Genomic DNA, 20,457 nt, shown 5'->3' with positions numbered 1-20,457 from the left:
CGAGCGTGCGTGCGAGCTGATATTGCAGGTAGGTCAGCAGTTCATGGCCGCGCTTGGGGCTGTGCCAAAGCGGCGTGTTGGATTCTTCGGCCGCCTGGCGCAGATCCGACGGAATGGTCTGATCCTTGGTCACCAGCAGCGCGGTCGGTTCGTAGGCAACGATCTTTTCGACCGTTTCCCAGCGCTGGCGCGAATCGAGGCTGTCGAGGTAGTTGAGCTCCTCGGTGCCGATGATCTGCACCTTGTTCGGATAGATGATGTTGAGGTATCCGGCGAGCGACGGTCTCCTCGGCTGATTGCCGCCCGTTTCCATTGCCCGGTTTTCGCCGCGCTGACCCGCCACCCATCGCAGCGAAAGGCGTTCTCCGACGGAGTCGAACAACTGGCGGGCGGTCAGGCGATCCATGGTCGGGTGTGGGGCGAGATGTTTTCACTGCGGGAGTGCGTGCGAGATTTGCACGTATTCGCAGTGTAAGGGCATCGGGATGCGGGCGTCACACGGTCGGCAGCGCCGCAGCGATCGTTCAGCCGCGCAAGCCGCGTTTGAGCACATCGAGCAGCAGCGGAGCGTCGGACGCTGCGCGGAGCTCATCGGTCAACGTGTTGCTGGAAAACAGCTCGGCCAATTCTGCCAGCAGCTTCAGATGCTGGTCGGTGAAATGCGCCGGTACGATCAGCGCGGCTACGAGGTCGACGCCTTGTTGATCGTCGGCCCCGAAGTCCACCGGACTGGCGAGTCTCACGAACGCTGCACGCGCCTCGTGGATTGCCGCACTGCGTCCGTGCGGAATCGCAACGCCATGGCCGAGACCGGTGCTGCCAAGGCGCTCGCGCGCATTCAGCGCATCGCGGACGACGGCGACGTCGTCACGGTCGGCCAGCAGTTGGGCCAGCTGTTCGATCAGAGCGGGCTTGTCGTCGACGACAAGCCCGCTGCGAACCCGCTCGCCGGGAAGCAAATCAAGAAAGGGCATGGGCGGGTGCGGTCGGCTTGCGTGATATCAGCTGTAGCGGGCGGCGCGCACGGCGTCGGCGTGATGATCGGTGAGTTTTTCCTTGTGCTTGCGCACCTGCACATCGACCTTGTCGACGAGCGCGTCGATGGCCGCATACATGTCGGTCGCGGTCGCGTCCGCATGGAGCTTTTTTCCGGAAAGGAGCAACGTCGCCTCGGCCTTGTGCAGGAGTTTTTCAATGCCAAGCACGATGGCCAGTTCATTCAGGTGATCGAAATGACGCGTGACGCGTTCGAACTTGCTGACAGCGTAGTCGTGCAGCGACGTGGTGACTTCGACCTGATGACCCTTGACGTTGATCTGCATGATGAACTCCTCTTGAAATGGGCCGGCAATCTCCGGACCCGAGCGAAATGCCGCGCATGCTCCGCTGATGAGGAACAACGCAGCCTCGTTGTCTCTGACAGGAAGTTGTACTCGGTGTTCCCCCTTTGCTCGATGAATGACCGTTCCGGTTCGCGCAGCAGACATTGGCATGACCCTCAACCGAGGCGGCTGCGGTCATTGGACGAAGGAATGTTCAGCGCCTCGCGATACTTGGCAACCGTGCGACGCGCGACATTGATGCCGCGGCTGTTCAACTCCGCCGCGAGCCCCTGGTCGGACAGTGGTCGTGCGGTTTTTTCCTCGCTGATCAGCTTCTTGATCATGGCCTGGATGGCGGTTGCCGATGCGGCGCCGCCATCGACGGTGCCGACTCCGCTGGAAAAGAAATACTTGAACTCGAACGTGCCACGCGGCGTGTGCAGGAATTTGCGCGTGGTGACACGGCTGATGGTCGACTCGTGCATGCCGATCTCGTCGGCGACATCCTTGAGCACGAGGGGTCGCATCGCCTCGGCACCGAATTCGAGGAAGGCCTCCTGCGCTCGCACGATCGACCCGGCAACCTTGAGCATCGTTTCCGCGCGCGTTTTCAGGCTTTTGATCAGCCAGCGCGCTTCCTGCAACTGTCCCTTGAGATACGACGCATCATCCCGCCGTGCCTTGGCAATCAGCCCGGCGTAGTGCTCGTTGATGCCCAGGCGCGGCTGGCAACCCGGAGCAAGCGCCACCTGCCAGCGGCCACTGATCTTGCGCGCGTAGGCGTCCGGTGCGACGAACTCCGCAGCAGTGTTGGAGAATCCGCTACCCGGCTTCGGCGAGAGGGAGCGGATCAGCGCCAGCGCGATCTCGAACTCCGCCTCCTCGACGTGCAGCCGATGGCACAGGCGTGCGCGGTCCTGTTTGGCCAGGGCCTCGAGATGATCCCCGACGAGGGTGCGCGCGAGCATCAGGCCCGGCGTCTGCGCAGCAAAGACTTCGAGCTGCACGGTCAGACACTCGCGCAGGTTACGGCTGGCCACACCGACAGGATCGAAATGCTGCACGCGATGACGAACCGAGCCGACTTCCTCCAGCTCGATCGTATAGAGCGATGCAAGCGTGTCGCGGATCACCTCGTCCGTTTCGGCGAGGTAGCCATCGTCGTCGATCGCCTCGATGATCGCGGCGCCGATCGCGCGGTCGCGCAACGGCATCGGCGTGAGATTGAGTTGCCAGAGCAGGTGGTCGCGCAGGTCCTCGATCTCGGCGTCCTGTGGTTCCATGCCGTCTTCGTCGAGCGCCGTACCGCGATACTCGGTGCGGTCCAGATCGAGCGGCATCTCGTCCACCGCGTCGGCGTGGTCGCTTTCCCCTTCACTGGACGCGACGTCGACATCTTCGGCACTGTCGGCGGAATCCGCCTCGTCGCTTTCGCCGTCCTCCATGTCCAGCAACGGATTGGATTCGAGTGCGGTATTGAGTTCCAGCTCGAGCTCCAGCCGCGACAGTTGCAGAAGCCGGATGGCCTGCTGCAATTGGGGCGTGAGGGCCAGCGATTGGCCCAGCCGGAGTTGGAGAGCGGGTTTCATGCCTGAAGCGTGCCAAGTCCCCTTTCGTTCATCCTAGCGCCAAACCGACGCGGGGTGCAGCCTTGACGGGCGGGCACGTTGGGCGAACGTCGCGGCGGTGGCGGCACGACCGTCGCCGCCCGCCGGCGCTGCGGTTACATGCGGAACTCGCGCCCCAGATACACCTCGCGCACTTGCTCGTTCGCCAGGATCTCGGCGGGCGAGCCCTGCGCCAGCACCGCGCCCTCGCTCATGATGTAGGCGCGATCGCAGATACCGAGCGTCTCCCGCACGTTGTGGTCGGTGATCAGGATGCCGATGCCACGGGACTTGAGCTGGCGCACGATCCGCTGGATGTCGACCACGGAGATGGGGTCGATGCCGGCGAACGGCTCGTCCAGCAGCATGAAGCGCGGCTTGGCCGCAAGCGCCCGCGCGATTTCCACGCGGCGACGTTCTCCACCGGACAGGCTCACACCTTTCTGGCCGGCGATGTGTCCGATCTGCAGGTCATCGAGCAGCGATTCGAGCTCGGCCCCGCGCCCCGCCCGATCGAGGTCGGCGCGCAGTTCGAGGATCGCCGTGATGTTGTCGGCGACACTGAGGCGGCGGAATACCGACGCTTCCTGCGGAAGATAGCCGACACCAAGGCGCGCACGGGAGTGCATCGCGAGAGTGGTGACGTCGCGGTCGTCCACGCGGATGGATCCTGCGTCCGCGGCGACCAGACCGACCACCATGTAGAAGCAGGTGGTCTTGCCGGCGCCGTTCGGGCCGAGCAGTCCGACGATCTCGCCTTGTTCGAGGGTGAAGCCGAAATCGCGCACGACGGCGCGACCACGAAAGCTCTTGCGCAGTCCGGTCGCGCTCAGCATCAGGGCTGTTCGCCGGGGGTGCCGTCTTTTTTCGCCGGTCTGTTCGACTCTGCTGGACTCGTTGCGGCGGGTTTGGCGCCATCGGCGGCCGACGCCGCCTTTTCGGGCTTGGCCTTTGGTTCGAACGTCATCGTGACCGGCTTGTGCGACGTCGTGTCGCTGCTTTCCATTTCGCCGGTGTTGGTGTTGTAGGTCATGTGCTCGCCGTTGAAGGTGCCGCTGCCCTGCTGCACCACCACCACGTTGCCGGTGAGGACCGCGATCGCGGTGTCCGCGTCGTAGTCGATCCGGTCGGCATTGGCGGTCATCTGGCCGCCCTTGTCCTGCTGTTGCTCAAGGTGTGCCTGCTTTCCGGTGATGACCACCCGCTGGATGCTGCTCGAACCCCCGGCGCCTTTCGCGCCGGTCGGACGCTGGTACATGGTGGCTTCGCTTCCGGTCGCCTTCATGGTGCCCTGCGTGATGACCACCAATGGCGTCGCGGCGTCGGCTTTGAGGAAGTAGATGCCAGGTGTCTTGTCGTTTCCCTGGGTGACCTTCGAATAGCCGGCCTTCACGTTCATCGTCTTGTCGCGATCGCTGCTCAACGCGTGCGCGGGGCGCGCGAGTCCCGCGAGCGAGAGTGCTCCAAATGCGAGTGCCGCAAGGTGCAGGTCATTTCTCTGCATGGTGCTTTTCCCTGGGTTGCATGGTCGAGTGGACATCCGAGAGCAGCTCCAGGACCTTCGTGTCGAGATCGCCGCGCATGCCGATCCCATCCAGTATAGAACCGGGCTGGCTGATCGTGGCCGGTGCGGCGGTTTCAATTTTCTTGTCCTTTGGCCAGGTCGTGAGGTCGCGCGTGACGACGTCGAGCTGCGCTTCGTCGCCGTGTGCGGCCCGATGCATCTCGACATGGCCGAGCAGCTTCATGATCGTGCCTTCCTTGTTGACCCAGGCAGAGTCGGATGTCCCGGTCCACGGATTGCCACTGCCATCGACGAGCACGTAGTCGGGTGTCGTGACGAAGATCGAGCCGTCGTCGCCGCGGCGGGCGAGGGTCGGACCGGTCACCTGGAAGGTGCGCTTGCCCAGCGAATCGAGCGCGTTCAACGTGAAATCGGTCAGGGTGTAGTCCGACCGCGGCGGACCGGCGAACGTCTGTGCGTCCGCTCGATCGCGGGTGAACCAAAGCACCAGCTGCGTGCCGAGCGCGAGCACAGCGAGAATCGAGACGAGCAGCCAGTAGCGACGGTCCATGCGTGAATCGTCAGCCGAGGAACGCTGCGAGCTCCGCGTCCGCCAGACCCTGCGCGCCGAGGATCAGGTCGCACACTTCGCGCACCGCACCCGCACCGCCGCAGAGAGTCGTCCGCCAGTTCGCGTGTTCCCGAACCGATGCGTGCGCATTGGCGACCGCAACGGAGAATCCCACCCGACGCATCGCCGCGAGATCAGGCAGGTCGTCGCCGACGTACGCCACCTGCTCGGGTTCCAGCTTGAGTGCGTGGAGGAGCTGTTCGAGACACGCGAGCTTGTTGTTCTGGTCCTGGTAGACGTGTGCAACGCCCAGTTCCGCCATGCGTTCGGTGACCACGTGACTCATTCGCGCAGTGATGACTGCCACTTCGATGCCATTGGCCAGCAGGCGCTTGAGGCCAAGCCCGTCCAGCGCATGGAAGGCCTTCAACTCATGGCCGTCCGCGGTGTACCAGAGGCGGCCATCGGTGAGCACACCGTCGACGTCGAACACGGCCAGCCGGATGCGCGCGGCGCGTTCGCGAATGTCGGAAGGGAGGTCGGACGAGAGCATGGATTGAGGTCGGGGATTGGCAAAAACGATGCGGGCCGACTCGGCGGCGGCGCCTGTCAAACCACCCGCGCGCGCAGGAGGTCGTGGATATTCAGCGCTCCGACCACGCGATGGTCGGCGTCGACGACGATCAGCGCATGGATCTTGTGCGCTTCCATCAGCTGCGCGGCTTCGACCGCGAGCTTGTCGGCACTGATCGTTTTCGGTCGCGCACTCATCAGCCGGACCACCGGCGTGGTGCGCAGGTCGATGTCGTCGTCGTCGACCGCACGGCGCAGATCGCCGTCGGTGAACACGCCGAGCAGACTGCGGTCGGCTTCGATGATGGCCGTCATGCCGAGTCCCTTGCGGGTCATCTCGACCAGTGCTTCGGTGAGCGACACATCCGGGCCGACCGCGGGAATCTGTGCACCGGTGTGCATGATGTCGCTGATTTTCAGCAACAACTGGCGTCCGAGGCTTCCGGCCGGATGCGAGCGCGCGAAATCCTCGTCGGTGAAGCCGCGCGCCTCGAGCAGCGCGATCGCCAGCGCGTCCCCCATCACCAGCGCGGCGGTGGTCGACGATGTCGGCGCCAGCCCCAATGGGCACGCTTCGGCCGGAACGCTGGTATCGAGGTGCACATCGGCAAGGCGCGCAAGCGATGAGCCGCTGTTGCCGCTCATCGCAATGAGCGGAATTCCCTGGCGTTTGATCACCGGCAGGATGGTCAGGAGCTCGTCGGTCTCGCCGGAGTTGCTGAGCGCCAGCACGACGTCCTTCTGCGTGATCATGCCGAGATCGCCGTGACTCGCTTCGCCCGGGTGCACGAAGAACGCCGGCGTGCCGGTGGATGCCAGGGTCGCGGCGATCTTGCGGGCGATGTGGCCCGACTTCCCCATGCCGGAAACGATGACCCGACCCGGACACTCGAACATCAGCTGGCAGGCGCGCAGGAAGCTCGCGTCGATGCGGTCGTGCAGCGCTTCGATCGCGCGTGCTTCGGTCGCAATCACCGCGTGCGCGCTGCGCATCAGCGCGGTCGCATCAAGAAGGGGATTGCTCATCGGCCGCGATGACGTCTGGATCTGGGCATTCATGGGGGCGAGGGAAACCACTGCGAGGGAGTGGAAGGCATCGGAAATTCTGCGCTGTCCGAGGATTTTGAGTACCATGCGCCGCCTCATTGTAGCCGCTTCACGAACGGGATTGGACCCGTGGTCGCGCTACAGGACGGCCCATGCTGCGTCAGCGTCGCAGCCAGCGGATTCCCCGCGGCCGATCCCCCTATCGCCCGAGGAAACGCAGAAGATGGACAGTTCCAGCGTGCAGGATCTCATCCAGAAGGGCATGCCCGACGCGAAAGTCGAGGTCAGCGGCCCGGACGGCGTGCATTTCGAAGCCCTGGTCGTCAGCCCGGCATTTGCCGGCAAGCTGCCGCTGGCGCGTCATCGAATGGTGTATGCGACGCTCGGCGACCTGATGGGCGGCGCGATCCACGCACTGTCGCTGCGCACGCTGACGCCCGAAGAAGCCGCGCGCGGCTGATTCACCGGAGCGGTTCGCATGATGCGGACCGCAACCGTTTCACCCAACCCGACAGGAAGTGGCTTAAGGTCCATGGACGGCGGCAACGAGCGAGTACATCGAGTGGCGAAGATCGTGATCAAGGGCGGACAACCGCTCAACGGCGACGTGTGGATTTCCGGGGCCAAGAATGCGGTGCTGCCGATCCTGGCCGCCTGCCTGCTGGCCGACGGCCCGGTGACGATCGGCAACGTGCCGCACCTTCACGACGTCACCACGACGATGGAGCTGCTCGGCCAGATGGGGGTGGAGCTCGTCATCGACGAACGGATGAAGATCCACGTCGATCCGCGCCCGGCCCGGAATTATTTTGCACCGTACGATCTGGTCAAGACGATGCGCGCATCGATCCTCGTGCTCGGTCCGCTGGTCGCGCGATTCGGTGAAGCGATCGTCTCGCTTCCGGGTGGTTGCGCGATCGGCTCGCGTCCGGTGGATCTGCATTTGCGCGGTCTGCAGGCACTGGGCGCCGAAGTCACCGTGGAGAACGGCTACATCAAGGCGACTGCGAAGCGTTTGCGCGGCGCACGCATCAACATGGATCTGGTGACCGTCACCGGTACCGAGAACCTGATGATGGCTGCCGCACTGGCCAAGGGCACCACGATCATCGAGAACGCGGCGCAGGAACCGGAAGTCATCGACCTCGCCAACTGCCTCAACGCAATGGGCGCGAAAATCGAGGGAGCCGGCACCGCGACTCTGGTGATCGAGGGCGTCGAGCGACTCAACGGAACCTCCTACGAGGTGCTTCCGGATCGTATCGAAACCGGCACATTCCTCGTCGCGGGCGCGATCACCGGTGGCAAGGTGATGGCCAAGCGCACGCGCCCGAAGACACTCGACGTCGTGCTGAGCAAACTCGAGGATGCCGGCGCGCACATCAACGTCGGCGAAGACTGGATCGAGCTGGACATGCGCGGCCGTCGCCCGAAGGCGGTCAACATCACGACCGCGCCGTATCCCGCGTTCCCGACCGACATGCAGGCGCAGTTCACCGCGCTCAACTGCGTCGCCGAAGGCGTCGGCATCATCACCGAGACGGTGTTCGAGAACCGCTTCATGCATGCGCACGAATTGCAGCGCCTCGGTGCCGACATCCAGCTCGAAGGCAACACCGCGATCATCAAGGGCGTCGCAAAAATGTCGGGCGCACCGATGATGGCCACCGACCTGCGCGCGTCGGCATCGCTGGTTCTCGCCGGCCTCGTTGCGGAAGGCGACACCACGGTGGATCGCATCTATCACATCGATCGCGGCTACGAGAACATCGAGGAAAAGCTCGGTGGATTGGGTGCGCATATCCGGCGCCTGCCAGCCTGACGGTCAGCGCAAGCACCGTGAAGCGCCTTCTCGCCACGGTCGTTTTCGCTCTGTTGGTTTGGCAACTTCTCACGCGTTAGGAAGCGGACCAACGTGCACGCGTCGGATTGACCGCTGCTGTGAAACCGATTGGCGATCGCCATGCGGGCGAGCGACGTGCTGCCGCGATTCCGAACGCTGCCTTCACATGTGACGGCCGAACGAGGTGTTCGCAGATGGGTTCGTGCGCTGAGGCGACGTATTTCCTGCAGAGCTGTCCCGGCGTGACAATGGACGGAGACCTCGACGGCGTTCCGTGCGAACAGCAGTGGTGTCACTGACGGCACTCGGCGTGTTCCCGGCCCCGTGTCGCAGACGCCCAAGCCGCATCCGATCGCCTTACTTTCGTATCGACACCAGCTTCAACGTCACCGTGTCGCCCTTCTTTTCGGTCTGTTCGATCTGCACCGGCATCCAGCCGAGTGAGGACGCGAACCAGCTGCGTGCGACGCGTTTGCGGTCGGCGCCGGGTTGGCCGTCGCGTTGCATCAGCACCACGTCGAAGTCGCCCGCCGGCACGTTCAATGTCTCGCCAGTGGCACGCGTGTAGCGCATCGTCTCGATGCGGTCCTTGACGGCGACCTTGTACTCGAAGCTCGTAGCGCCGCGTTGAAGGTCGCTCGCGATCGCCAGCGTGACGGCCTGCCGGTCGATGATTCCGGCTTCGATCCGGTAGCGGAAATCACCGTCACCTTCGACCACGTGAACGTCTCCGGCCTTCCAGTCGAAGTCGGCGTGACGGGTCTTGTCCTTGAACGCGGTCGTTTGCTGGAAGTCGTACGCGACAGCCTCCGGGCGACCGTCCTTCCAGCGGAAGCGCGAGGTTTCGACGATGTGGACGCCGGCCAGTTTCGCCATGCCGGCGGTTCCTCGCGTGTCGCTGCGCAGTGTCCAGGTCCCGTCTCCGTTGTCGGCGAGGTCGAGCGTGGTCTTGCCGAGTTCACTGCCGTTGCGCAACGTGGCGTAGTCGGCGTGGAACGGTTTGATCGCGATGTCCGCGGCGATCGACGGCGTCGTTGCTGCAAATGAAAGCAGCAGGGGCAGGAGCACGGCATTCATGGGCGTGGCCAAGGTGACGGCGAGCGCGAGAGTCTGGCCGAGTACGCCTGAACCGCGATTTATCCGGAGCCGATTGGAGCCGACGAGCTGCAGCGGTGCCGCAAGGGGTTCGCCGTCTTGCAGCACGGCATTGCCACGCATCGCGATCCGGCCCGCGGCGATCAGCGCGACGACCGCGACGATGAGGCAGTGCTCGCGTGCGAGCAGCCGTTCGGCCAGCGTTGAAGGCGTGTCTTCGGAGCCGATTTCGAGCGTCGCCTGCGCGATGGTCGGACCTGCGTCCAGTTCCGCGGTCACGAAATGCACGCTCGCACCGTGCAGCGAGTCGCCCGCCTCGATCGCGCGGCGATGCGTATGCAGCCCGGGATACTTCGGCAGCAGCGACGGGTGGATATTGATGATGCGACCTTGCCACGGCGTGAGCACGGTCGGATCGATGATGCGCATGAAGCCTGCAAGGACCACGAGATCGGGCGTGTGGGCGGCGATCCGCGCAAACAGGTCCGCGTCGAACGCCGCCCGCTCCGGATACGCTTTCGGATCCAGCGCGAGTGTCGGAATGCCCACACTCTCGGCGAGCCGCAACGCGGCTGCCAACGGCTTGTCACTGGCAACCAGAACGATCTCGATCGGCAGCGTGCCGGCAGCCCGCGCGTCGATCAGCGCCTGCAGGTTCGAGCCGCGACCGGAGACGAGGACGGCGATTCTGAAGGGCGTCATGCCAATCAGACCGCGACGTCAGGCAATGTGCACACGCTCGTCGCCGCGGGCATTCTCGACTGCGCCGATCGTCCAGGCGGTGAGTCCGAGTGTTTCGAGCGCGTCGAGCGTCAGCCCGACCTGACCCTGCTGGACGATCAGCGCATAGCCGATGCCGCAGTTGAATGTGCGGAGCATCTCGTCGCGAGCGACGTTGCCTTCACGCTGCAGCCAGTCGAACACCGCCTGGCGCTTCCACGCAGCGCTGTCGAGCGCGATGCCGAGGCCGTCCGGCACGACGCGGATGATGTTTTCCTTGAGACCGCCGCCTGTGATGTGGGCCATTCCGTGGACGGATTGCTGCTTGAGGAGTTGCAGGATCGGCTTCACGTAGATGGTGGTCGGCGCCATCAGCGCGTCGGCAAGCGTCACGCCGCCGAGATCGAGGTCGAACGGGTTCCCCGATCGGGCGACAATCTTGCGGATCAGCGAGTATCCATTGGAATGGGCGCCGCTCGAGGCGATGCCGATGATCGCGTCACCGGCCTCGATCTGCGATCCGTCGACCAGCGCGGATTTCTCGACCACGCCGACACAGAAACCCGCGAGGTCGTACTCGCCAGGCGGATACATGTCGGGCATTTCAGCCGTTTCGCCGCCGATCAGTGCGCAACCGGCCAGTTCGCACCCTCGCGCGATGCCGCCGATGACGCTCACCGTGGTGTCCACGTCGAGCTTGCCGGTGGCGAAATAGTCGAGGAAGAACAACGACTCCGCCCCTTGCACGAGCACGTCGTTGACACACATCCCGACCAGGTCGATGCCGATCGTGTCGTGGCGACCGAGCATCTGCGCGAGCTTCAGCTTGGTGCCGACGCCGTCTGTGCCGGAAACCAGCACGGGCTCGCGGTAGCGGCCGCCGAGATCGAACAGCGCTCCGAAACCGCCGAGTCCGGCCATCACTTCCGGTCGGAACGTGCGTTTGACCAGCGGCTTGATTCGCTCGACGACTTCGTTGCCCGCGTCGATGTCGACGCCGGCTGCGCGATAACTGAGGGATTCGAGATCAGCGGACATGGCGTGGCGCTAGGCTTTCGCGGGCGCGCAGTCTAGCAGGCGTGGGGTGGAACCGAGGAGCCGGCCGCCGATCGGGCCAGCGTGCGTTCTGCAAGACCGGCGCAAAATTCCGCCGTCCGCCGATTGCTGGCAGACTTGCATTCCGTGAAGCCCCAAGGATGACGACTGTGCGCCACCTTTTTTACCTGCGCGCGTGCGCGCTGCTTCTGGCCCTGGTTGTGCCGGCGGTCGTGTCGGCCGCTGCTCCGACCGCCTATACGGGGCAGGCTCCGGTCAATTCGCAGTCCGACGACGAGCGCGTCGGCGCGCTGCAGACCGCATTGGCGAATGTCGTGGTGGCGCAGACCGGTGACAGCGGCATCCTCGCGCGGCCGGACGTCGCGAAGGCGGTTGCACAGGCGGAGCGCTACGTCCTGCAGTACCAGTACAAGCCGAACAGTGGCGACGACGGCGCGAGGCTGCTGCTGATCGTCCAGTTCGACAGCGTGGCCGTCGACAAGCTTCTCGCGCGTCTCGGCCTGGGTGCGCAGGATGACGCGGCCGCGCTGTCTGAAACCCCGACCGACGCCGTCGTGTGGATCGGCGGCATCCGGGACGCGAGCGACTATGCCCGTGTTGTCGGCTATCTCGCGCGGAGCAATTTCGTGCGCGCGACCGTGCCGCTGCAGGCGCGCGGCGACAGCTTGCTCGTGAAACTGTCGCTGGCCACGGACCTTGCGCATTTCCTGGATGCGGTCGTCATGGAGCGCACCCTGGTCGTGGACACGTCGGCACATGCCGACGGCGTCGACGCGACCCTCGTCCTTGGCCACTGATCGCCGGCACCGATGCTGCGGCATCTGCCCAATCTCATTACCGCACTGCGCCTCGTGCTGGTGGTGCCGCTTTGTCATCTGATTGCGACCGGACGCTATGAGAGCGCATTGCTGGTGACAGCCATTGCAGGTTTCAGCGACGCGCTCGACGGTTATCTCGCCAAACGTTTCGGCTGGACGACCTGGATCGGCGGCATGCTCGATCCGATCGCCGACAAACTGATGTTGATGGCGGCGTTCGTGTCGCTGGCGTTCGCGGGCGTGCTGCCGATCTGGATGGCCGTACTGGTCGTCGGACGCGATCTTGCCATCGTGGTCGGTGCGATCGCATATCACAATCTCGTCGGACGTTTCGATGCCGAGCCCAGTCGCATCTCCAAGTTGACGACGGTGGTGCAGATCGTGTTTGTGCTCGCCGAGTTGCTGAGGTTGTCGCAGTGGATCGAGGTGCCCGCGCCGCTGCATCAGGCGATGATTGGCGTGGTCGCGCTGCTGACGCTGGCCAGTGGGGTGCATTACATCGGTGTGTGGGGCGCGCGTGCGCGCCATGAAGTCGCCTTGCGCAGGAAATCGAAAGCATGATCGAGCGAGAAAATTCCGTGGTCGTCGCGCACGCAGGCATGGACCTGCGCTGGCAGTGGCTGATCCTGTTGTTCGTGGTGTGTGCGATCGTCTACTGGCTGTCGCCGGTGCTCATGCCGTTCGTCGCCGCCGCGCTGTTCGCTTACCTCGCCGATCCGGTGGTCGACCGGCTCGAGCGCTGGATGGGACGCAGCCTCGCGGTCAGCCTGGTGTTTCTGGTCGTGACCGTGATCCTGGTGGTCATCGTGCTTCTGCTGGTTCCGTTCATCGAGCGGCAGATCAGCAACTTTCTGTCACAACTGCCGATCTGGCTCGACTGGTTCCAGACCCGCGCGACGCCATGGCTGGAAACGCGATTCGGCATTTCACCGGATGTTCTCGACACGCAGAAGATCCTCGATGCGCTGCGCGACAACTGGAAGGAGGCCGGTGGATTTGCGGCGACTGTGCTCGGGCGCGTGTCCAAATCCGGCATGGCGGTGGTCGGTTGGGTCTTGAACCTGGTGATGATTCCGGTCGTCGCGTTTTATCTTCTGCGCGACTGGGACCTGCTGGTCGTGCGGATTGCCGCGCTGATTCCGCGCTCGATCTCACCGGTCGTCACGCGGCTTGCGCGCGAGTCGGACGACGTGCTTGGTGCCTTCCTGCGAGGGCAGCTCAGCGTGATGGTCGCGCTTGGCGCGTTTTACGGAGTCGGCTTGTGGATGGTCGGCGTCAGCGTCGGTCCATTGATCGGCATGGCTGCCGGATTGATCAGCTTCGTGCCGTACCTCGGCGCGATCACCGGTGTGGTCATGGGCGTGATTGCGGCGTTGGTGCAATACCAGGACTGGACCCACGTGCTGCTCGTCCTGGGCGTGTTCGCGGTTGGCCAGGCCCTTGAAGGCTACGTGCTTGTGCCGCGTCTGGTCGGCGAGAAGATCGGCCTGCATCCGGTCGCCGTGATCTTCGCAGTGCTGGCGGGCGGCGAACTGTTCGGATTTCTAGGCGTGTTGCTCGCGCTGCCGGTGGCGTCGGTAGTGGTGGTCGTGCTGCGCTATCTCTACGACCGCTACACCACCAGCGAGTTGTACACCGCCACGGCCGAGCCGGTGATCGTCGTCGCGGGTACTCCGATGTCCGCGACCGCGGACGCCAGCGAAGTCGTGCTCGAACGCAGCACCGCCGGCGATTCGCTGTCCGATCCATGACGGGACAGATTCCGCTCGCTCTGCGCTGGCCGGCGCATCAGCGATTCGACAGTTTCGTGGAAGGCCACAATGGCGGTGCGGTCGATTTGCTGCGAAGTGCAGCTGCGGATCCATCGGCGGCGTGGCTTCATGTTTGCGGACCGGTGGGGAGCGGGCGGACCCATCTGCTCGTCGCGACCTGCTCGGCCGCCAACGCCGCCGGGCGCAGCGCGCAATATCTCTCGCTCGCTTCGTTGCCCGCTCCAAGGGGCGACGCAATTCGCCGCTTCGGGGGCAGCGATCTGCTGGCCATCGACGATCTGGATGCCGTCGCCGGAGAGCACGATGGCGAGCATGCGTTGTTCGATCTCTACAATCGCTGCCGTGCCGATCGATCGACACTGCTGTTCGCGGCGAGCATGCCGCCGGCCCAAGCCGGGATCGGACTTCCCGATCTCGTATCGCGCCTGTCCGCATGCACGCAGGTTGCGCTCAAACCACTCGATGAGCCGGCGCGGCGCGCGCTGTTGCGCGATCGCGCCCTTGCGCGTGGCATCGAGCTCGACGAAGGCGTCATCGACTGGCTTTTCGCGCGCGCCCGGCGCGACCTCGGTTCGCTCATCGACACGCTGGACCGGATCGATCAGGCGTCGCTCGCGACCCAGCGTCGCGTCACGGTTCCTTTTTTACGGACGCTGCTCAGCGTGGATTGACTGGAAATCCTCGCAGAGGCTGAAGCCGCTCCTACAGGTTCCCATCACGGCGCGCGATCGCCTCGAGCTGCGCGGGCGTACCGACGTTGCGCCAGAATCCGTCGTAGCGCTCGCCTCCGAGCCGCAGGTCACGCATCGCGCGCTGGAAGCTCGGCAGCAATCTGAAATGCGTTCCCGCTTCGGCGGCGACAAGATCGGGTCGGTAGACGCCGATGTTGCCGAACGTCAGACGCTCGCCGATGCCGTCCTCGTTGAGCCGCGAACCATCGAGGCAGAAATCGCCGCGTGGATGGAAATCCGGGTTCGGCACCATCACCAGGTGCGCCAGACCTTCAGGTTCGGCGGGAAGATGCGCGTAGTCGTAGTCACTGACAATGTCGCCACTGACCACGATGAAGGGCGACGGCCCAAGCAGTGGCAGCGCGTGCTTGATGCCTCCGCCTGTTTCCAGCGGCACGGGGCCTTCATGGCTGTAGTCGATGTGCAGGTCCCAGCGTTTGCCGTTGCCGAGCATCGCGGGAAACTGCGCGGCGAGGTGGGAGGTATTGATCACGACGCGCCGTACACCGGCATGCGCGAGCTTTTCCAGATGGCGTTCGATCAGCGTTTTTCCGCCGACCTGCAACAACGGTTTCGGCGTCGTGTCGGTCAGCGGCCGCATCCGCTCGCCACGCCCGGCCGCGAAGATCAGCGCATGGCGAATGGTCATGCGCCCGACTCGGGCCTTGAGACTGTGAGGTCGCGGTTGGCTCGCGCACGTTCGAGCAGCGCGACGAACGCGGCCAGTTCGGGATAGCGCGAGGCGACGCCGACAACGTAGCGCCGTACCAGCGGCAGATCCGCCAGGTACTGGACCTTCCCGTCGCGGTACCACAGCCTGCAGAAGATGCCGAGCACCTTGATGTGCCGCTGCAATCCGGTCAGATCGAACCAGCGTCGGAAACGCATCAGGTCGACGTCACGATCGATCGTTCGTTCGTCGCGCAGTCGCAGGCGATGGCTTTCCATCCACGTGTCGACGCGCGTGCCGTCCCATTCGATGTAGCAGTCGCGCAGCAGCGAGGCGAGATCGTAAGTGATCGGCCCGACGAACGCGCCCTGGAAATCGATGATGCCGGGATTGCGCAGCGAAGGCGTCTGGATGCCGGACGTGTCCGTGTCGATCACCAGAAGATTGCGACTGTGATAATCCCGATGCATGAAAACATGCGGCTGGTCGCGCGCTGACGCGGCGATGAATTCGAACGCACGGTCGATCACTGCGAGTTGGTCGGGACGCAGCACGATGCCGAGATGCCGCTGCAGGAACCACGGCGGCATCAGGGCCATCTCGGCCACCAGATGGGTGCGGCTGAAGAGTTGCAACCCGCGCGTATCGACCCGCGTTTGCATCCACAGCAGCGCTTCGAGGGCGTCCCCGTACAGCCGATCCGCGCTTTGCGTATCGAGCTCGGGCAGGTAGGTTCGCACGCCCAGATCTTCCATCAGCACGAAACCGCGGGCCGCGTCGGTCGCAAACACGTATGGCGTGTGCAGGCCTGCCGCGCGCAGACGGGCGCCAACGTCGAGCCAGGGGTCGAGCTCTTCCTTGTCCGGCGGAGCGTCCATCACGATGCGTGTGCCATGCGCACCCGTCACGCGCCAATAACTGCGAAAGCTCGCATCGGCCGACGCGACGGTGATGGCGAGGTCCGTGTCGGACAGCGCCGATTCGGCAAAGCGTCGCAGCGCCTCGGTGCGTCCGGTCGTCGAAGCCAAGAACGCTCCCTTTCGCAAATGGGTCAGTTTAGCAGCATGCCGGAAAACGCCCGCGCTGCAACGCACGTGATGAAAGGCTCTGGTGCCCCGACACGCGTTGCCGGTCCGCCTCGTTGGCAGGTTCGATCCGTTGCGGATGCTCGAGCGCAAGAATTCCTGTTGACCAGTCCGTCATGGCAGGCGGTTTCGATCCGAACGGTCGTGCATACGGGATTCAAAACACGCTGGACGCAGCGCCGTTCCCGGATCAGGGAACAGCTGTCGGGGGGCGAACACCCGGCGGGTCATGGTGCCACGATTGTTGATCGAACCGCAGGGCCGGGTTGCGCGTCGACGAGCCGCCACGCAATCGACGAGCCCGCGCGCAGTGGCACGATCGCATCGCGTCCTGTGCCGATCTCTCCAGGCATCGTCCACGCGCGCTTCTCCAGAACCAGCGTGTCGGCATTGCGGGGAAGGCCGTAGAAGTCGGCGCCGTGAAAGCTCGCGAACGCTTCCAGTTGGTGCAGGGCGCCGGCCTCGTCGAACGCTTCGGCGTACAACTCGATGGCCGCGTGCGAAGTGTAGATACCCGCGCAGCCGCAGGCCGATTCCTTCGCGTGCACGGCATGCGGAGCGCTGTCGGTGCCGAGGAAGAATTTCGGGTCGCCGCCGATGGCCGCGTGCAGCAGGGCCTGACGGTGTTTTTCACGTTTCAGTACGGGCAGGCAGTAATGGTGCGGGCGCAATCCGCCGACAAACATCGCGTTGCGGTTGAGCAGCAGATGGTGCGCAGTGATGGTCGCCGCGACGCTGTCCGCGGCGGCGCTGACGAACTGCGTCGCGGCCACGGTGGTGATGTGCTCCAGCACGATCCGCAGACGGGGAAATGCGCGCACCAGCGGCTCGAGATGGCGGTCGATGAAGACCGCCTCGCGGTCGAACACGTCGATCGTCGGATCCGTGACCTCACCGTGCACCAGCAAAGGCAGGTCATGTTGTTCCAGCGCGGCAAGCACCGGATAAATGCGTGCGAGATCGGTCACGCCATTGTCGGAATGGGTGGTGGCGCCTGCGGGGTAGTACTTCACCGCATGGACGATCCCGCTCGCCTTGGCCGCTGCGATCTCGTCAACGGACGTGACGTCGGTCAGGTACAGCGTCATGAGCGGCTCGAAGCGCGCGCCCGCCGGCAAGGCATCGATGATTCGCGCGCGGTATGCATTCGCCTGCTGCACGGTCGTGACCGGAGGCTGCAGGTTGGGCATGACGATTGCGCGCGCGAAACGCCGTGCGGTATCCGGCAGCACCCGCTCGAGCAGGTTGCCATCGCGCAGATGCACGTGCCAGTCGTCCGGGCGGGTGAGGGCGAGGCGGGTGAGTGCCGGTGGCTGTTCGTGCGTGCCGATGGTCATCGATGGCCTCCCGGCCGTTGTCTGTGGAACGTGCGTCACTATGTCGTCACTCTCTGTGTCTGCGCGAGTGCTCGGCGATGTGTGTTGCAGGTCTGCGCGAAGGCTTGGCGGACAGGCGGCATCCCCGAGACGATCATCCCGCCCGTTCATTCTGCCAGTGGCCAGCGCCTTCGTAGCGCGCAATCAATCCATCCTCGCCAATCGCGTACAGGTGCAGCCAACGGTTCTCGATGAGTTCGCGCACCGACTGCTGGCGTCCGATCACTGCATCGATTGCGTGCAGGGGCGCCTCCAGGAAAACATTGAGGCGCAACGGCTTGTGGATGAACTTCTCGCCGTCGTGCACTGATTGCAGCGGCAGCCCAACCTGCAGGTCGCCGGCGTTTCCCTGCAATACGCCCAGCGTTCCGATGATGTTGTGCAATACCTTGTTGCCGGCCCCGAAAGCGCGATTGTTGACGGTGGAGCCGTAGTACTGGAGGTTGATCCAGCTTGCGACGACCATCGGTGCGGTCATGACCAATTCGAGAATGGCGAATTCCTTGTCTTGCCGCCAATCATACCTGTGCAGAAACGCCTGCCCGGCAAGATCGAGGCCCCGGGTGCGGGCGCGCGGCGCGGCGATGAACGCTGCATTGCCGGCGAGACCCCATTCGGGACGCACCTGCGACCAGTCACGCGCGCGTGCCATCACTTGCGCATCGACCGGCTTGCGCGGATCGACGCCGAGCAGCGGGGCGCGCTCCTTCCGCGTTGCGACTGCGGCGCACGCGAGCCATTGGCGCGCGCGTTCGATGTCGGGCTGGAATGCGGGCGGCAAGTCATCGGTATCGAACAGATGGAGTTCGTCGGTGGTCGTGTCATGCAGCGCGCCTACGAACCAGGTCTCTGGCGGGATCGTGATGCCGCGGGCGGCGAGCCCAATGCGCACGTCCGGATCGTTGAGGATCGCAGCGGCGACCCGGGCATTGGCTTCGCCGGTGTGGCCGCCACACGCGCCGCAGTCGAGGCCGCTCGCATGCGGGTTGTTGACAGTCGTGCTGCCGTGGCCCGCCAGCAGCACCAGGCGCGCGAAACCCTGCGTCAGTGACATCGCGCGCAACACCGCTTCGGCCATCGAAAGGCGCTGCTCCTGCGTGAAGCCGGTCTCCCGACCGTGCAGTCGACCTGGGTCAAGTCGGGGGCCCAGTCGTCGGCGCACGCCCGGGTCGAGTCCATCCATATGAGGATGATCGACGGTTCGAGTCTGTCCTGCGCTATCGCTCAGCAGTTTGGCAGCGAATGCCAAGCCCACTGTTTCCACATAGGTGAAGGAGGACACGGCGGACAGCTTGAACGATTTCCATGCCTTGTCCACGCGCCGCCGCAGCCGTCGCAGCGCGACGATGTGCGCCTGTTCGCGATCACTCGCGCGCGCGACCGCTTCGCAGACGGTGAAGGCAGGCTTGAGCAGAACGGGACACTGGGCACCGCCGCGCTCCTCGCCGATCGGAACATACTCGATCGGAAAACCGAAGAATCCGGCGAACCCAAGCGTCTGGATCTGCGCCGACAAACGCTCCAGCGCACGACGGAAGATTTCCGAACGCACGTCGATGCAGAACGCAGCAAGCAACGCGGGGCGTTCCGCGGGTACGGGATTCGACACGACCGCATGCGCACCGAGTCGCGACAGCAGGTTGCGCTGGTAAGCAATCTCATAGGCACGTTGCAAGACCAGATCGACGGCCAGTTCGGGATCGTCTCCAAGGTGTTCATCGCGTGGAAGAGCAGAGGCGTCGGCCATCGCCGAAGCCCAGGCGTGCTTGACCGCCGGATCGCGCCGCTCGCAGAACAGCGCATATCCCCAGACGAGGCGGATCGCCAGCAGGTGGACCAGTCGATCATCCTCGCGCCCATGGAGCGCGTTGTCCCACGCCAGGTAGCGGACGTACGCGGCCCATCCGCGAATGTCGAACAGCGCGCGGTACAGGTAGTCCCCGATTGCGCGTTCCGGAATTGCGAGTGCATCGATCACCGCGGCGATCGCCGCATGCGGATCGTCCGGCATCCCGGCGACCGCGCTGCGAAACCCGGCAATCCCCATCGCTTCCGGGTTGCGGTCATGGCGCATCGCATTTCGCCACGCGGCATAGGGCTTGAGACTGCGGGATGGCAGGGTCCACGCCGCCTGGCCTTGGTCGAAGTACGCCGCGCACCATTTCGACAGTTCGTCGACCATGAACGCCGTGCGCGATGCATGGCGGTCGCCGCCCGCAAGGCTGTCGAGGACCTCGGCAATGGTGGCCACCACGGCGCTTGGCCGACTGTGTCCTTCAGGATCGCGAGCAAGTGCTTCGTTGAGAGCGAGGAGATTGCCGGGTGCGGACTCGATTCTTGGGACCTGGGTCAGAGCTGTCGCCAGGTCTGCCTGCGTCACGACGCCATCGGCCACCGCGTCGCGGTAGAAGCCACGAGGCATCAGCATGTCCACGCGTGCGATCCGGCGCATCGTCGCGCACGTCGATTCAAACGTCTGGCCGCTGAACCCGAGAAACGGATTGACTGCAACAAAATTCCTCAGCGGCCACAGCGGCGCGATCCGATCGCAGGCGCTGGCGATCGCCTGCGCGAGCAGCCGTGATGGAATGCCGATGTCGGCAGACGTCCGCCCGGCTGCGTGATGCACGGCCGGCTCGACCCGGCTGGTCGGGAGGGCGGCCATTT

General features: G+C 64.6%; 20 protein-coding genes and 2 pseudogenes. 7 read left to right on the top strand and 15 right to left on the bottom strand.

Features of this window, described 5'->3' with window-relative positions:
* The 9 genes and pseudogenes from ABIV12_RS07535 to ABIV12_RS07495 all read right to left on the bottom strand — a co-directional run.
* Positions 1 to 406, bottom strand: a pseudogene (locus ABIV12_RS07535) (HPr kinase/phosphorylase); the annotation flags it as partial.
* Positions 407 to 524: 118 nt separating this feature from the next.
* Positions 525 to 974, bottom strand: a complete 450-nt coding sequence (locus ABIV12_RS07530) for a PTS sugar transporter subunit IIA (protein ID WP_348057852.1) — start codon at positions 972 to 974, stop codon at positions 525 to 527.
* A 27-nt stretch (positions 975 to 1,001) separates the two neighbouring features.
* The gene (gene raiA, locus ABIV12_RS07525) at positions 1,002 to 1,322 is read right to left on the bottom strand and encodes a ribosome-associated translation inhibitor RaiA (protein ID WP_348057850.1); all 321 of its coding nucleotides are present in this window, start codon (positions 1,320 to 1,322) and stop codon (positions 1,002 to 1,004) included.
* A 176-nt stretch (positions 1,323 to 1,498) separates the two neighbouring features.
* Positions 1,499 to 2,911 carry an RNA polymerase factor sigma-54 gene (locus tag ABIV12_RS07520; protein WP_348057848.1) on the bottom strand — a complete coding sequence of 471 codons (1,413 nt, stop codon included), beginning with the start codon at positions 2,909 to 2,911 and terminating at the stop codon, positions 1,499 to 1,501.
* A 134-nt stretch (positions 2,912 to 3,045) separates the two neighbouring features.
* Positions 3,046 to 3,765, bottom strand: a complete 720-nt coding sequence (lptB, locus tag ABIV12_RS07515) for an LPS export ABC transporter ATP-binding protein (protein WP_348057846.1) — start codon at positions 3,763 to 3,765, stop codon at positions 3,046 to 3,048.
* The gene (gene lptA, locus ABIV12_RS07510) at positions 3,765 to 4,433 is read right to left on the bottom strand and encodes a lipopolysaccharide transport periplasmic protein LptA (RefSeq protein ID WP_348057844.1); all 669 of its coding nucleotides are present in this window, start codon (positions 4,431 to 4,433) and stop codon (positions 3,765 to 3,767) included. The genes lptB and lptA overlap by 1 nt, the downstream gene beginning before the upstream one ends.
* On the bottom strand, positions 4,420 to 5,004 hold the full coding sequence (lptC, locus tag ABIV12_RS07505) for an LPS export ABC transporter periplasmic protein LptC (protein ID WP_348057842.1): 585 nt from the start codon (positions 5,002 to 5,004) through the stop codon (positions 4,420 to 4,422). Before lptC ends, lptA begins: the two co-directional genes overlap by 14 nt.
* 10 nt (positions 5,005 to 5,014) lie before the next feature.
* Positions 5,015 to 5,557 carry a 3-deoxy-manno-octulosonate-8-phosphatase KdsC gene (gene kdsC / locus ABIV12_RS07500; RefSeq protein WP_348057840.1) on the bottom strand — a complete coding sequence of 181 codons (543 nt, stop codon included), beginning with the start codon at positions 5,555 to 5,557 and terminating at the stop codon, positions 5,015 to 5,017.
* Between the two features lie 56 nt (positions 5,558 to 5,613).
* A complete protein-coding gene (locus ABIV12_RS07495) occupies positions 5,614 to 6,636 on the bottom strand; it encodes a KpsF/GutQ family sugar-phosphate isomerase (protein ID WP_348057856.1) in 1,023 nt (340 codons plus the stop codon).
* A gap of 211 nt (positions 6,637 to 6,847) precedes the next feature.
* On the opposite strand from ABIV12_RS07495, the gene ABIV12_RS07490 reads away from it, so the two are divergent.
* The 3 genes and pseudogenes from ABIV12_RS07490 to ABIV12_RS07480 form a co-directional block, all read left to right on the top strand.
* Positions 6,848 to 7,084, top strand: a complete 237-nt coding sequence (locus ABIV12_RS07490) for a BolA/IbaG family iron-sulfur metabolism protein (RefSeq protein ID WP_348057838.1) — start codon at positions 6,848 to 6,850, stop codon at positions 7,082 to 7,084.
* 102 nt (positions 7,085 to 7,186) lie between these two features.
* The gene (murA, locus tag ABIV12_RS07485; RefSeq protein ID WP_348057836.1) at positions 7,187 to 8,446 is read left to right on the top strand and encodes a UDP-N-acetylglucosamine 1-carboxyvinyltransferase; all 1,260 of its coding nucleotides are present in this window, start codon (positions 7,187 to 7,189) and stop codon (positions 8,444 to 8,446) included.
* Between the two features lie 179 nt (positions 8,447 to 8,625).
* Positions 8,626 to 8,766 (top strand): annotated as a pseudogene (locus tag ABIV12_RS07480) (excalibur calcium-binding domain-containing protein); the annotation flags it as partial.
* 58 nt (positions 8,767 to 8,824) lie between these two features.
* On the opposite strand, the gene purN reads toward ABIV12_RS07480, so the two are convergent.
* Positions 8,825 to 10,264, bottom strand: coding sequence for a phosphoribosylglycinamide formyltransferase (gene purN, locus ABIV12_RS07475; RefSeq protein ID WP_348057834.1), 1,440 nt, complete (start codon positions 10,262 to 10,264; stop codon positions 8,825 to 8,827).
* A gap of 18 nt (positions 10,265 to 10,282) precedes the next feature.
* Positions 10,283 to 11,320: a phosphoribosylformylglycinamidine cyclo-ligase gene (gene purM, locus ABIV12_RS07470; RefSeq protein ID WP_348057832.1), complete on the bottom strand. Its 1,038-nt coding sequence runs from the start codon at positions 11,318 to 11,320 to the stop codon at positions 10,283 to 10,285.
* 167 nt (positions 11,321 to 11,487) lie between these two features.
* Between purM and ABIV12_RS07465 the strand changes: the two genes are divergently transcribed.
* Genes ABIV12_RS07465 through hda form a run of 4 tightly spaced genes read left to right on the top strand, consistent with a single transcriptional unit; the run spans position 11,488 to position 14,599 of the window.
* Positions 11,488 to 12,135: a DUF2066 domain-containing protein gene (locus ABIV12_RS07465; protein ID WP_348057830.1), complete on the top strand. Its 648-nt coding sequence runs from the start codon at positions 11,488 to 11,490 to the stop codon at positions 12,133 to 12,135.
* 12 nt (positions 12,136 to 12,147) lie between these two features.
* Complete coding sequence (locus ABIV12_RS07460) at positions 12,148 to 12,717, top strand: CDP-alcohol phosphatidyltransferase family protein (RefSeq protein WP_348057828.1); 570 nt, start codon at positions 12,148 to 12,150, stop codon at positions 12,715 to 12,717.
* On the top strand, positions 12,714 to 13,907 hold the full coding sequence (locus tag ABIV12_RS07455; RefSeq protein ID WP_348057826.1) for an AI-2E family transporter: 1,194 nt from the start codon (positions 12,714 to 12,716) through the stop codon (positions 13,905 to 13,907). The genes ABIV12_RS07460 and ABIV12_RS07455 overlap by 4 nt, the downstream gene beginning before the upstream one ends.
* Positions 13,904 to 14,599 (top strand): DnaA regulatory inactivator Hda, encoded by a 696-nt coding sequence (hda, locus tag ABIV12_RS07450; RefSeq protein WP_348057824.1) that lies wholly within the window; start codon positions 13,904 to 13,906, stop codon positions 14,597 to 14,599. Before ABIV12_RS07455 ends, hda begins: the two co-directional genes overlap by 4 nt.
* 31 nt (positions 14,600 to 14,630) lie before the next feature.
* Here the strand turns inward: hda and murU are convergent, their stop codons facing one another.
* The 4 genes from murU to ABIV12_RS07430 form a co-directional block, all read right to left on the bottom strand.
* Positions 14,631 to 15,302: an N-acetylmuramate alpha-1-phosphate uridylyltransferase MurU gene (gene murU / locus ABIV12_RS07445; RefSeq protein WP_348057854.1), complete on the bottom strand. Its 672-nt coding sequence runs from the start codon at positions 15,300 to 15,302 to the stop codon at positions 14,631 to 14,633.
* Between the two features lie 2 nt (positions 15,303 to 15,304).
* Positions 15,305 to 16,357, bottom strand: a complete 1,053-nt coding sequence (locus tag ABIV12_RS07440; protein ID WP_348057822.1) for a phosphotransferase — start codon at positions 16,355 to 16,357, stop codon at positions 15,305 to 15,307.
* A 284-nt stretch (positions 16,358 to 16,641) separates the two neighbouring features.
* Positions 16,642 to 17,751 carry a dihydroorotase gene (gene pyrC / locus ABIV12_RS07435; protein WP_348057820.1) on the bottom strand — a complete coding sequence of 370 codons (1,110 nt, stop codon included), beginning with the start codon at positions 17,749 to 17,751 and terminating at the stop codon, positions 16,642 to 16,644.
* A gap of 133 nt (positions 17,752 to 17,884) precedes the next feature.
* Positions 17,885 to 20,455: a DUF2309 domain-containing protein gene (locus ABIV12_RS07430; RefSeq protein ID WP_348057818.1), complete on the bottom strand. Its 2,571-nt coding sequence runs from the start codon at positions 20,453 to 20,455 to the stop codon at positions 17,885 to 17,887.
* Between the last annotated feature and the right edge of the window lie 2 nt (positions 20,456 to 20,457).

It is taken from the genome of Dokdonella sp., assembly GCF_039926425.1.
Classification (GTDB): domain Bacteria; phylum Pseudomonadota; class Gammaproteobacteria; order Xanthomonadales; family Rhodanobacteraceae; genus Dokdonella_A.
This window is presented reverse-complemented; position numbering and strand designations above follow the sequence as displayed.